The organism is Faecalibacterium sp. I3-3-89 (assembly GCF_023347275.1).
Taxonomy (GTDB): Bacteria; Bacillota; Clostridia; order Oscillospirales; family Ruminococcaceae; genus Faecalibacterium; species Faecalibacterium butyricigenerans.
This window is the reverse complement of sequence record NZ_CP094468.1, coordinates 471,789-485,240: the sequence shown is the minus strand read 5'-3', so window position 1 is coordinate 485,240 and position 13,452 is coordinate 471,789. Positions and strand designations below refer to the sequence as shown.

9 protein-coding genes are annotated in these 13,452 nt (G+C 61.5%); 4 read left to right on the top strand and 5 right to left on the bottom strand.

Annotated features, from left to right (window positions below; genetic code table 11):
- The first annotated feature begins 1 nt into the window (after position 1).
- The 3 genes from MTP38_RS02285 (at position 2) to MTP38_RS02275 (ending at position 4,374) form a co-directional block, all read left to right on the top strand.
- A complete protein-coding gene (locus tag MTP38_RS02285) occupies positions 2-757 on the top strand; it encodes a LemA family protein (protein WP_249234125.1) in 756 nt (251 codons plus the stop codon).
- Positions 754-1,752, top strand: a complete 999-nt coding sequence (locus MTP38_RS02280) for a TPM domain-containing protein (protein WP_249234124.1) — start codon at positions 754-756, stop codon at positions 1,750-1,752. Before MTP38_RS02285 ends, MTP38_RS02280 begins: the two co-directional genes overlap by 4 nt.
- 303 nt (positions 1,753-2,055) lie before the next feature.
- Positions 2,056-4,374 carry a glycosyl hydrolase family 28 protein gene (locus MTP38_RS02275; RefSeq protein ID WP_249234123.1) on the top strand — a complete coding sequence of 773 codons (2,319 nt, stop codon included), beginning with the start codon at positions 2,056-2,058 and terminating at the stop codon, positions 4,372-4,374.
- A gap of 173 nt (positions 4,375-4,547) precedes the next feature.
- Here MTP38_RS02275 and MTP38_RS02270 read toward each other — a convergent pair whose 3' ends face one another.
- The 5 genes from MTP38_RS02270 to MTP38_RS02250 form a co-directional block, all read right to left on the bottom strand.
- A complete protein-coding gene (locus MTP38_RS02270; protein ID WP_249234122.1) occupies positions 4,548-5,336 on the bottom strand; it encodes a DUF975 family protein in 789 nt (262 codons plus the stop codon).
- A 192-nt stretch (positions 5,337-5,528) separates the two neighbouring features.
- Positions 5,529-6,671, bottom strand: a complete 1,143-nt coding sequence (locus MTP38_RS02265) for an MBL fold metallo-hydrolase (RefSeq protein ID WP_249234121.1) — start codon at positions 6,669-6,671, stop codon at positions 5,529-5,531.
- A complete protein-coding gene (locus tag MTP38_RS02260) occupies positions 6,644-8,698 on the bottom strand; it encodes a YgiQ family radical SAM protein (protein ID WP_249234120.1) in 2,055 nt (684 codons plus the stop codon). Before MTP38_RS02260 ends, MTP38_RS02265 begins: the two co-directional genes overlap by 28 nt.
- A gap of 99 nt (positions 8,699-8,797) precedes the next feature.
- A complete protein-coding gene (locus MTP38_RS02255; protein WP_249234119.1) occupies positions 8,798-11,680 on the bottom strand; it encodes a DNA translocase FtsK in 2,883 nt (960 codons plus the stop codon).
- Positions 11,681-11,812: 132 nt separating this feature from the next.
- On the bottom strand, positions 11,813-12,499 hold the full coding sequence (locus MTP38_RS02250) for a ClpP family protease (RefSeq protein WP_249234118.1): 687 nt from the start codon (positions 12,497-12,499) through the stop codon (positions 11,813-11,815).
- Between the two features lie 269 nt (positions 12,500-12,768).
- Between MTP38_RS02250 and MTP38_RS02245 the strand changes: the two genes are divergently transcribed.
- Entirely contained in the window at positions 12,769-13,410 is a 642-nt protein-coding gene (locus MTP38_RS02245) for a redox-sensing transcriptional repressor Rex (RefSeq protein ID WP_249234117.1), read from the top strand.
- Positions 13,411-13,452: the final 42 nt, after the last annotated feature.

The window sequence follows — 13,452 nt, the reverse complement described above, 5'->3', positions numbered from 1 at the left end:
AATGGCAAACGCAGATTTTTCCAGACAACCGAATACGACCGGCGGCTTTGACGCTTCCAGCTACCGCGCCGCAAAGCCTGCCGAGGAGGAAGTTCGGCTGACGCCCTTCCAGCAGAAGCTGGCCGGTCTTGAAAAAGCCCTGCCCGCCGCGCTGGGCAGGCAGGCCGTGGCCGTCATCCTGAGCATCGTGGTGATGCTGGGATGCTTTGTCGGCTTTGGCGGAGCGAAGGTCCGGGCCAAGTACGCTGCGGCCAAGGGCTGGTTCTCCACCGGCGTGGCCGCAGACGGCGGCTATACCCTGAATGAGAAATTGACCACACGGCTCAACACCGCCGCCAACATCATCACCACGGCGTCCAATACGCTGGGTGCTGACAGCGCCGAGATGCAGACGGCTCAGGCCGCGCTGGACTCCTTTTCCGCCTGCCTCGGGGCGGTGCAGTCCGACGGCAAGACCCACGCACTGGACTCTCTGAGCGTCTATACCGGCGGCAGAATGCACATGCTCTACCAGTCGAACGAGGCGCTGGGCACAGCCATCGGCCAGCTCTACGCGAAACTGCAGGAGCAGGCCGCAGACCCCATGAAGATGGGCGCGGTGCAGGGGCAGTACAGCCAGTTCAACAGCGCCCAGACCATCCTCAGCAACCTGCATTATAACGACGCAGTCCAGAGCTATCAAAGCGACGTCGGCGGCTTCCCGGCCAATCTGCTGGGCAGGCTGTTCGGCGTACAGGAGGTGGAACTTTTCGCATGAAGACGATGAAAACGCTCTCCCGCCGGATGGCGGCCCTGTTCCTTGTTGTCGTGGTGGGCCTCACGGCGCTGGCCCCGGCAGCTTCTGCTGCCACCATCCAGCTGCCCAGCCTGCCGAAGGACAAGTGCGTCGTGGACGACGCCGGTGTCCTGAGCGACAGCACCACCACCGAGCTTGAGACCATCAACGCACAGCTCTCGGCCAGCTGTGACGGTGCACAGATCGGCGTGCTGACCGTGGATTACACCGGCAGCGCCACCACCGAGGACTACGCCACAGCGGCCTTCAACGCTTGGGGCATCAGCAGCGCCAGCAAGAACAACGGTGTGCTCATCCTGCTGGTGATGCAGTCGGCCCAGTACGCCGACGGCGACTACTACCTGACCTACGGCGACGGCTTCCGCAGCACCATGCTGGCCGATCAGGCAAGCACCCTCGTGCAGACGATGGAGGACGACTTCGCCGCCAAGAAGTACGACGCCGCCGTCCTCACCTGCGCCACCAATGTGGCAAACACCATCGCAGAGGTCTATGGCGTCAGCCTGAACGGTGCCACCATTTCTCCCGACGGAAATGCAGTCCCGAACCCCAGCCATCCGGCACACGCCTCTTTGGGGAACATCATCGGAGGGCTTTTTGAGCTGCTGGCTTATATCATCGTGACCATCGCCCTCTTCTTTGTCTTCATCACCCCCCTCGGCCACTCCTTTGGCTGGTACTGGGGTCCCTTCGGCTGGTTCGGCGCACGGCGGCGCAGAGGCCCCCGTCCTCCGCGCGGCCCTTACGATGACTTCGGCCCCGGCGGCGGTTTTTACGGCGGTCCCCGCGGCCCGAGAGGCCCGCGCGGGCCTCGGCCTCCCCGTGGAGGCGGTTTCGGCGGCTTTGGCGGTATGGGCGGCGGCTCCGGTTTCGGCGGAGCTGGCCGCAGCGGCGGCAGTTTTGGCGGCATGGGCGGCGGCAGCAGCCACGGCGGCGGCGCAGGACGCGGACGCTGAACATTTTTTGATTTTGGATCGAGCCACCAGCGCGGCAGATGCGATTTCGTATCACATCTGCCGCGCTGGTGTTATTTTTTGCCTTTTCCTCCTCCGCCCTTCCATCCTCCCGAAACCATGTCTTCCGGAATCTTATGCAAGATAACTGATATATTTCAATACTTTCTTTAAAAAACTAGGACATTTTTCATCTGCCGTTGAAATTTTGTGAGATCTTTACTATACTTTAGCCATCTTACGGAGCGCACCGCCTGCGAAGGGATGCATCCTTCAACCCGCACGAAGTGTAAGGAGTATTGTATCATGAAAAAAATCACTCGCCGTCAGTTTCTCACCTCTGCCGGTGCGACCTCTGCCGCACTGCTCCTTTCCAGCCTGCCTCATGCAGCAGCCGCAGACGAGAATTGCCTGCGCAAGGTCACTCCTGCTGCTACCAACTCCAACGACCTGTCTTGGGACATGGCCGAAGAGATCCTGACCCACATTTCTGACCCCGTATTCCCTGCCTACACGGTCAATGTTCTGGACTACGGTGCCGTCCCCAACGACGGTAAACTGGACACCGCAGCCATCCAGCGCGCCATCGACGAGACCAGCGCCCACGGCGGCGGCACGGTCGTCATCCCTTCCGGTGTGTATGACGTCGGCGCCATCACCCTCAAGAGCAACGTCAACCTGCATCTGGAAAGCAAGGACACCATCCTGCGCTTCACCCGGGACATCACCCCGGCCAACTACCCGCTGGTGTTCGCCCACTACGAAGGCTCCAAGCTGTACAACTGGAGCCCGCTGATCTACGCTTATCAGCAGGAGAACATCGCTCTGACCGGCAAGGGCACCCTCGATGGTCAGGCCGACAAGAACAACTGGTGGAACTGGTCCCGTACCGTCAACCCGGACGGCACCATCACTAAGCCCGGCAACAACGACGTCAAGCTGCTGCGCAAGATGACCGACAACGGCACCCCCGCAGAGGAGCGTATCTTCGGCGAAGGCCACTATCTGCGTCCCAACTTCTACCAGCCCATCGAGTGCACCAACGTCCTGATCGAGGGCGTCACCATCGCCAACTCTCCTATGTGGGAGCTGAACCCCGTCCTCTGCACCAACTTCACCGCCCGCGGCGTCACCATCGACACCCACGGCTACAACAACGACGGCTGTGACCCCGAAAACTGCAACTACGTCCTGATCGAGAACTGCTTCTTCAACACCGGTGACGACTGCATCGCCGTCAAGGCCGGCCGCAACCGCGATGGCCGTGAGCTGGGCGAAGCCGGTCATCCCACCCAGAACCTCATCATCCGCAACAACACCTTCGCAGACGGCCACGGCGGCATCGCCTGCGGCAGCGAGATGAGCGGCGGCATCAAGAACCTGTTCGCAGACAACAACACCTTCGACAGCCCCACTCTGAACTACGCCCTGCGCTTCAAGACCAACGCAGAGCGCGGCGGCGCTGTGGAGAACATCTATCTGCGCAACTCCAAGGTCAAATCCGTCGGCAACGCCGTCGTCCACGCCACCATGCTGTACGATGTGGGCCGTGATGGTAATTATCTGCCTCAGTTCAAGAACATCACCATCGAGAACCTGACCAGCAGCGGCGGCGAGTACGGCATCTTCATGGAGGCTTTTGAGGAAGTTCCCATCACTGGTCTGGTGTTCCGCAATGTGAATATCTCCAACGTCGGCACCGACATCCGCGCTCTGAACTGGGAAGATCCCGTCATGGAGAACGTGACCATCAACGGCAAGACCTACCCCCGTCCCGTGGAGACCAAGATCCTCGGCGTTCCTGTCCCGGGCCAGCGCATTGAGGGCAGCTCCACCCTGCTGGGCGGCGAAGATACCGACCTGAGCAGCAAGTGGCTGATCTCGGACAGCGCCGACGGCGATTACCATTTCTTCCGCATCCGCCGCAGCTATGCGGTTCCCTCTTATCTGGCCGGAAAGTACATCAAGTTCGTCTCCACCGACCGGAGCGGCAATCAGGACGCCAGCATCCCCTACAAGGTTCTGCGGAGCGCCGAGATCGCCGGCACCACCAATGATGCCGAGCTGCTGCGCGCTGCCTCCAAGGGTTACATCGACGAGAACGACGCACTCGACCTGAACCGCCCCATCACCAAGCGCGAATGCGCCAAGATGCTGGGCAAGCTGTGGAATCTGACCGCCCCGTCTGCACCGGTCACGATCTCCGACATTCCCGCAAGCGACCCGGATTACGGCGTCATCGCCGCTGTGGTCGAGGCCGGCATGATCGAGCTGAAAGACCCCACCAGCGCCATCGCACAGGGCACTCTGTACAACGCCGGTGTCACCAACTCTGAAGGTGCAAAGCGCACCGCTTTCCTGCCCGATTCCACCATCGACCGCGACGAGATGGGCCACATCGCTCTGCTGTCCTGCGGCGTGCCTTACAACGAGACGCTGGGCACTCAGCCGAAGTTCGACGACGCCAGCCAGATCGAATCCGTGTACGAGGACAACGTGGGTGCCAGCGCCTACTTCGGCTTTGTCACCGCCAAGACCGGCAACAGCTACCTGCCCAAGGAAAAGACCACGCTGGAAGATCTGATCCGCATCGTGGAGCGCATCTCCGATTTCGCCAACAAATAATTTTTTCAGCCTCCTCCTAACTCCTCCCCGCCGGAAGCATCCCGCGTGCTCCCGGCGGGGAGTTTTGTATCACTGCTGAAACGACGCACAAAAAGGGGCTGTTGCACAAGGATAAAACCCGGTGCAACAGCCCCTTTTTCTTGCTTTCTCAGCATAAATTGGTGTTCTAAAAATCAATATGTTTCATCCGGTTCGGTAGGTGCTGCGGTAATATCGCGGTAGAACGTGGCCCATGCAGCTTCCTCATAGGGGCGCACGAAGAAAAAACCAATGCTCAATGGGATTGCCAGCAGAAGAACAATGGAAATCGCCATCGCTTCCGAACCGGAGAAATTGTTTAGAAATAGGAAATAGCCGGCATACAGCGGCAGCGCACAGAGCAGCTCCCAGCCAATGAAGCTGAGATCCAGACAAAACAGCCGCCATTTGTTGCCGCCCATGATCCGCCGGGATTCTGTGATTGCTTCATTTGCGGTCAGCGAAGGATGCTCGGCCATGATGTAAGGTGTCATCGCATAGCTGTATATTTTCACGATTCCCGGAATCACCAACAGCAGCGACCAGAGGACGATGTACAGTCCCTGCAGGATCTTCATGCAGAAGCCATCCCACAGACGGTCTTTCTGCGAGAACAGATCCGAGAAGGCCGCATCCTTTCCATCCACAAGGTTCAGATTAAAACGAGCATATCCCAGCTGAACTGCACCGCCCACGATCAGTTGGAGGATCGCCCACAGGCCAATGCCGGCAAGCAGAACGGCAAGCAGCCGACCGCCGTTGGGCTGGGAGAACAGTTCAAAATGGATGTCCGTTCCCTGCTTGGAATTGGATGCGATGCTGTTGGAACTGCTCGAAATGGTAGCACCGAGCGCACTGGCGGCAATGCCTGTCAGAACAGCAGTTTTCCATTTTCCGCGCAGGGCATCGAGAGCGAGCATACGATAGTCGGCAGATACTTTCATAAAAGCAACCTCCTGTCTGAAAACGGCAAGGATGTGTGAAAAGGGAGATGATATGCCACTTTAATTTAGATACGTTTGAAGCGTTGAAAAAATTGCGACAGGAATGGAAAAAGCGGATAGTTCGATAGAATCTTTCGCTGATGACACCTTCAAGCGAAAATAACTCTGGCCTTTTTTTACTGAGCGGTCATCTTATTTGATGCAGGTAGCGCAGGGGCTGTAGCCTGCGGCCACAGCCTCGTCGTAGCTGGAGAAGAGGATCTGATTCTTCTCCGCCGGGAGATTCGGGCAGCTGGGCAGGTGGAACTTTTTGCTGTTCACGTTGCCGATGTAGGCCTGCTGGGCGGTGCTGGACGCCGCCGGGTCGGTGGGGTTCAGCTCGGCGTCGGTGGCATAGTGCTCGGTGGCCACCGTGTAGTTCTGGCCGTCGCTGGACACCGTGATGGTTCCCAGAAGGTCGGTGCGGTAGACGTCCACGCCAGCATCCCGCAGGATGCTCAGGGTCTCCTCGTGGGGGTGGCCGTATTTGTTGTTGACCCCGCAGGAAATGATGCCCATTTTGGGCAGGACGGCGTTCAGGAAAACATAGCTCGTAGAGGTGCTGGAACCGTGGTGCCCCACCTGCAAAACGTCCACCTTGAGGTTCGCGCCGCTGGCCACAAGGTCGCGCTCGGCGTCGGCCTCCATATCGCCTGTCAGCAGAAAGCTGGTCGCGCCGTAGTCGATGCGCAGGACGATGGAGGTGTCGTTGGTTTCCTCATACTGGGCCACCGGGCCAAGCATGGTCACGGTGGCGCTGCCCAGCGCCCACTGGGTGCCCACCGTGGGCACCTCGACTTGGAGGTTCTGCTGCTGGGTGTACTTGACAAAATCCTTGAAGCACTTGGTGGAGGCCTCCGTCACGGGGCTGTAGACGTGGTAGGCCGGGAAGTAGGCCAGCGCAGCGGCCAGACCTCCCACATGGTCCTCGTGGGCGTGGGAGCAGAAGACGTATTCCAGCTGCTCGACCCCCTGACTCTGCAAGTAGGAGACGACCAGACTGCCGTCGTCCACATTGCCGCCGTCATAGAGCATGAACTGTCCGTCGCACTCCACCAAGACGCTGAGGGCCTGCCCCACATCGATGAAGTGCATCTGGAAGGCGGCGTCCTGTCCGTCGGCCGGGACGGTCTGGGAGGCGGCAGGGTTCGGGATGAGGTCGGCGCTGCCGCCGGGGAGAGCGGAGGAGGTGTCACAGCCCACAAGGCCCAGCACAAGGGCCGCTGCAAGGGCCAGCGCCGCAAGCCGGCTCATGAGCTTTCGGGCGGTCACTTTTTCTTTTTTGAAGTTTTCCACGATGCGTTCTCTTTCTGTTGATTACTTTTCGGTTTGTGCGCCGGAGCAGAGTGGGGCGCAAAGCGTGCACTGGGGCTGGGCTGGCGGCCCGCCGGATCGCGGCCCGCCGGGCTGCTGCCCTGCGGCTTCGCGTTTTTGCTGCCCTTGCCTCTGGGCCGGACGGTATAGGTGCCGTCCCCGTGGATGGTCACGTCTGCGGCCTCCGCCCTGCGGGCCGAGCGCTGGACGGCGATGCGGCCCGCAGCGGGCACCAGCAGGGGGATCAGGTCCTCCCGGTGGGTCATCTTCAGCGCCTTGATGACCTTTTCCGCGTTGCGCGGCTCATAGTACTGGAGCAGGGCACGCTGCAGGGCCTTGCCCTCGGCGGTCTTTTCCACGAACACAGGCTTGAGGGTGTAGGGGTCGAGGCCGGTGTAGAACATACAGGTGCTCACCGTGCCGGGGGTGGGATAGAAGTCCTGCACCTGCTCGGGGCGCATATGGTTCTTATAAAGGTACTCTGCCAGATAGACGGCATCCTTGAGGGTGCTGCCCGGGTGGCTGGACATGAGGTAGGGCACGAGGTACTGCTTTTTGCCTGCCTTCTTGCTCAGCTCGTAGAACTTATCCTTGAACTTGTTGAAGGTCTCGATGGGGGGCTTGCCCATGTAGGCGAGGGTGTTGGGGGCGCAGTGCTCGGGCGCGACCTTCAGCTGTCCGGAAACGTGGTACTCCACCAGCTCCTTGAAGAAGGTGTCGTCGGGGTCAGCCATCAGGTAGTCAAAGCGGATGCCGCTGCGGATAAAGACCTTCTTGACGCCGGGCAGCTCCCGGACGCGGCGGAGGATCTTCAGATAGTCGCTGTGGTCCACGATCATGTGAGAGCAGGTGGTGGGGGCAAGACAGTGCTTGCCGCCGCTGCACATACCGCGCAGCATCTGCTCCCGGCAGGACGGGAAGCGGAAGTTGGCCGTCGGGCCGCCGACGTCATGGATGTAGCCCTTGAAATCCGGCTCGTGGGTCATCCGCTCCGCCTCGGCCACGATGCTGTCGGCGCTGCGGCTGGTGACGCGCCGCCCCTGATGCAGCTGGATGGCGCAGAAGTTGCAGCCGCCGAAGCAGCCGCGGTTCTGGATGATGGAGAACTGCACCTCGCGGATGGCAGGCACGCCGCCCATGGCCTCGTAGATGGGGTGGTAGCGGCGGGTGTAGGGCAGGGCGTAGACCTTATCCAGCTCCCAGCGGACGAGGGGCTTGGCGGGGATGTTCTGGACGAGGTACTTTTCGCTCTGCTTCTGGACGATGATATTGCCGCTGACGACATCCTGATTGTCCATCTGGATGCGGCAGGCCTTGGCGTAGGCCACCTTATCGGAGGCCACCTTCTTGAAGCCGGCACACTCCACATACCGCTCGGGCAGGTGGTCGAAGTCGGTCATGTAGCAGGTACCATCCACGTCGGTGATGCTCTCCACCGGCTCTCCTGCCGCCAGACGGCGGGCGATCGCCACGGTCTGGTGCTCGCCCATGCCGAAGCTGATGATGTCCGCGCCTGAGTCCTCGGCGATGCTGGGCAGGACGGTGTCCAGCCAGTAGTCGTAATGGGCGAATCGGCGCAGCGAGGCCTCGAGGCCGCCCAGAATGACGGGCAGATCGGGGTAAGCCTGCTTTGCAAGTCTGGTGTAGACGGTGGCGCTGCGGTCGGGCCGTGCGCCGCCTTTGCCGCCGGGGGAGTACTCGTCCTCGGCGCGGGGGATCTTGGCGACCGAGTAATGGCTGACCATGCTGTCTACGTTGCCGCCGCCGATGAAGAAACCGTACTTCGGCTTGCCGAACCGCTTGAAGTCCTCGCAGTCGCTGTAGCGGGGCTGGGCCAGCACGCCCACCTTGTAGCCCTCGGCTTCCAGCAGGCGGCTGATGATGGCGGTGCCGAAACTGGGGTGGTCCACATAGGCGTCGCCGCCCACCACCACAAAGTCCAGCTGTTCCCACCCCCGGGCCTCCATGTCGGCCCGGCTGATGGGGAGAAATTCGGTGTAATGTTCCATAGTTATCCTTTATCTCTTTTGTTAAACAGTACCTGCCCGGCGCGCCAGCGGCTTTTCTAACAGGGAAGCTGGCAAAACTGGAAGGCTTTGACTGAGCGGTCATTCATCCGGCTGATTCATCTGCATCTCCAGCCACTGCTGGCGGCTGATGAGGACAGCGCGAGGCTTCGCGCCCTCATAAGGGCCGATGATGCCTTTTTCTTCCATTTCGTCCATGATGCGGGCGGCGCGGGCGTAGCCCAGCTTGCAGCGGCGCTGCAGAAGGCTCGTAGACGCCTGACCGGCGTCGATGACCACCTCCACAGCCTGCTTGAGCATCGGGTCGCTGCCGCCCTCCTCATCGGAGTCGGCAGAGCCGCTGCCCTTCTTGCCGTCCTGAATGGCGTGTTTTTCCATCGCCTCGATCATGGCCTCGTCGTACTGGACGGTGGCGCTCTTCTTGATGAAGTCCAGCACCCGGCTGATCTCCTCATCCCGCACAAAAGTGCCTTGGATGCGGGTGGGCTTGGGTGCGCCCACCGGCATAAAGAGCATATCACCCATACCCAGCAGCTTTTCGGCACCGGCACCGTCGAGGATGGTGCGGCTGTCCACCTGACTGGACACGGCGAAGGCGATGCGGCTGGGGATGTTGGCTTTGATGAGACCGGTGATGACGTCCACGCTGGGGCGCTGAGTCGCCACGATGAGGTGCATACCGGCCGCTCGGGCCTTCTGGGCGATGCGGCAGATGGAGTCCTCCACATCCTTGCCGACCACCATCATCAGATCGGCCAGCTCGTCGATGATGATGGCGATGTAGGGCATCTTCTCGAGGTTCGGGTCGTTGGCTGCCAGCTTGTTGAAGGATTTGATGTCGCGGACATTGTTCTCGGCAAAGAGGTGGTAGCGGCGCTCCATCTCCTGCACCGCGCCGCCCAGTGCGCCTGCCGCCTTGCGCGGCTCGGTGACGACGGGCATCAGCAGGTGGGGGATGCCGTTATACTCCGCCAGCTCGACCACCTTGGGGTCGATGAGCAGGAGCTTGACGTCCTCGGGGCTGGAACGGAAGAGCAGGCTCATGATGATGCTGTTGACACAGACCGATTTGCCGCTGCCAGTGCTGCCCGCGATGAGCAGATGGGGCATCTTGCACAGGTCGGCCACCTGCGCCACACCGGCGATGTCCTTGCCCAGCGCGATGCCCAGCGGCGAGGTCATCCGCAGGAAGCTCTGGCTCTCGAAGACGCTGCGGATGTAGACCGGCGTTTTCTTGTGGTTGGGCACCTCGATGCCCACGGCGGGCTTGCCGGGGATGGGGGCCTCCATACGGACATCGGCCACCGCGAGGTTCAGGGCAATGTCGTCCGCCAGCGAGGTGATGCGGCTGATCTTGACGCCCGCCATCGGCTGCACCTCATACCGTGTGACCGACGGGCCGCGGGAAATGTCCAGCACACGGGTGCGGACGCCGAAGCTCTCCAGCGTGTCCACCAGCTTCTGGGCGTTGGCCTTCAGCTCATCCTCCGCGCCGGGGTCGCCCTCGTCGGGAGCACGCTCGAACAACTCGATGGAGGGGTACTGATACTGGAAGCTCTCTTCCGTCTCGGCCTCCTCTGCAGGGGCCTTCGCGGCCTGCTCCTCCGAGACGGCGGGCTTTTCCATGGCCGCCGCCACCAGCGTGTTGAGGTCTTTTTCCTCCACCGGTTCGCTGGTGATGCTGATCCAGCCGTCCTCATCCGGCTCCGAGCGGAAGGCCGCCGCATTCTCGGCGCTGACCGGCTGTGGGGCAGCCTCCGGCGCAGGCGTCGGCTCATAGAGCGGGATGCCGAAGGAGAGCGGCGGCTCCGGAGTTTCGGTCTCTTCCACCGGGGCAGCGGGCGTCACGGTCGGCGCGGCAGGCGGTTCCGGTTGGGCCGCAAAGAAATCTTCGGCGGCGGTGTCCACCGCATCCGGCACGATGGGGGTCACGGTGGCGCGGATGGGTGCACGGTGGAGCGGGTCCATCCCAAAGGTCCCGCCGGGGCCGAGGATGATCGGCTCGATGGGTTCGCTGCCGCCCTCGGTGACGGTCGTATGGTCCGGGCCGAGGTCGATGTCAAAGGGGGCGCGGGGCCGGGGCTTTTCCACCTGCACCGGGACAGGCTCGGGCTGAGACGGGGCAGGTTCGGCAGGCGCAGGTTCGGCAGGCGCAGGTGCGGCCGGCCCGCCGCCCTGCATCATCTGATGGCCCCAGTGGAAAACGCCCGCCAGCCAGCCGGGAGGCTGGATGTGGAACGCCGGAGCCTCCGGCTCTTCTTCGCTGTAGTCTTCCTCGTCCTCGGGGAAGTCGTCGTCATACCCATCGTACTCCTCCGCTTCGGCCTCTTCTGCCGCGCGGGCCGCAAGGCGCTCGGCACGGCGGGCGGCGTTCTGCTCGTGGACCGCGAGGCCCTTTTCGTGGACGCTGCCGCCCACATTGCAGAGCCACTGCCAGCACTCGGCGGGGGTGATGTCAAAGATGTACAGGCTGGCGCAGGCCGCCAGCGCCGCCATGACCAAGTTAGCGGCAGGTCTGCCGCAGAGCAGCAGGAGCGTCCCGCCCAGCACAGCGCCCAGTGCGCCGCCCGAGAGCCATGCACTCATCCCATTCTGATAGCAGGCGGCGGTCATCTGCGCGGCGGTCTGGTCGGTGGGGATGTCCGAAAAGACGATGACCGTGCCGCTGGCGAAGATAAGGCCCAGCATAAGCTTGGCGATGTGGGGCAGGAGGTCTTCGCCCCGGGTGTAGAGGATGGCCAGATAGCACAGCGCCGCCCCCACCACAAAGCTTCCACAGCCGAACAGGCCGAACAGAACGTCGTGCATCGTGCGCCATGCCGAGCTGCCCGGCACGAAGGCCAGCGCCATGAGCACCAGCCCTGCGAACAGGGTGACAAGCCCCGCTGGCATCCGGTCCTGCGACCGTTTTTTGCGGCGCGAGGCGCTGCCCCGCGCGGAAGTTCTGCGTTTTCTTTTTGCCATGATCCCTAAAACCCGTTCCTTATCCTATATATAGAAGCAGGGCGCGCCCGAGGCGGCTCTGTCGGTGACGATGGAAGAATCCCGATACGATTCGATTCTTTCATTGTACCACGGGAAAAGTCAAATGGCAATTTATTTCCCCTCGATTTCTCGGTAGAGCCACGCCAGCGCATCCGACAGCCCGCCCAGCTCGTCGATGAGCTTTTCCCGCACGGCTTTCCGGCCGTCCAGCACGGTACCCACATCCATGACCAGCTCGCCGGTGCGCATCATCAGCTCGGTGTACCGCTTTTCCGAGATGCCGCTGTGGGCCGCGACGAAGCCGGTGATCCGCTCCTGCATCTGCTCGAACCAGCGCATGGTCTGGGGTACGCCCAAGATCATCCCCGAGTGGCGGACGGGGTGGACCGTCATGGTGGCGGTGGGCACGATGAAACTCCGCTGGGCGCTGACGGCCAGCGGGATGCCGATGGAGTGGCCTCCGCCCAGCACCACCGCCGCACTGGGCTTCGAGATGCTGGCGATGAGTTCGGCCAGCGCAAGCCCGGCCTCCACATCTCCGCCCACGGTGTTGAGCAGCACCAGCAGCCCCTCGATGGCAGGGTCTTCCTGCACAGCCACCAGCTGGGGGATGACGTGCTCATACTTGGTGGTCTTCTGGCCCTGCGGGGCTTCCACATGGCCCTCCACCTGCCCGATGACAGTCAGACAGTGGATGGCGTGAGCGCCCCGGGTGCGGTAGACGCTGCCCATGTCCTCGATCTGCTCTTTTTCCAATCGCTGCTGCTCCACGGGGATATTTTTCTCTTCCTGTGCCATTCTCTGCGCCCTCCTTTTTGCTTCATTTCAGCTTGTCCGGCATTCCTGTCGGTTATGCTTCGGCAAAGATTTCTTTGCTTTTGCAAAAAATTGCGCCAAAGGATTTGACATTCTCGCTTCACGATGTATACTTTATACTAGAGATAAGATTGTCAAATAAGTATCATTATTGTACGGAAAAGTACACATCTATTCCTTGCCGGAGCGCCCTGCCGCTGCGCACCTCTCCCCCCGGCGATCCTGCGGACAAAAAGAAAGGAGAACTCCCTATGAATACTCCCGGCAAAGCTTCCCTGCCCGTCATCAAGCGCCTGCCCAAATACTATCGCTACCTGCGCACCCTGAAAAACGACGGCATCACCAGCATCTCGTCCCGCGAGCTGGCCGCCCAGATGGGCACCACCGCCTCGCAGGTGCGGCAGGACTTCAACTGCATCGGCGATGTGAATGGCCGTCAAGGCATCGGCTATTCGGTAGAGAACCTGCTGAACATCCTTGAGGACCTGCTCTTCGGCAACGGTGACCGTCTGCCCACCATCCTCATCGGCTGCGGCCGTCTGGGCAAGGCCGTGAGCCGCTTTATCACCACCGACACCAACGGCTATAAGCTCATCGCCGCCTTCGACAACGCCCCCGACGAGGTTGGCAAGGAGATCAACGGCATCCAGATCCTCCACATCGATGAGCTGGAGACGTTCTGCGCCGAGCATCACCCCGAGGTGGCCGTCCTCTGTCTGCCCCGCAGCGGCGCAGAGGAGATCAGTGGCCGTCTGGTGGCGCTGGGGATCCAGGGCTTCTGGAACTTCTCCCACTACGACCTGTCGGTGTCCTACCCCGATGTCGTCGTGGAGAACGTCCATCTCGGCGACAGCCTGATGAGCCTCGGCTACCGGCTGCGCAATCAGGACTGAGCCATCTTACTGCAAAATGCCGACCCTCTCCGTCAGGCTCTG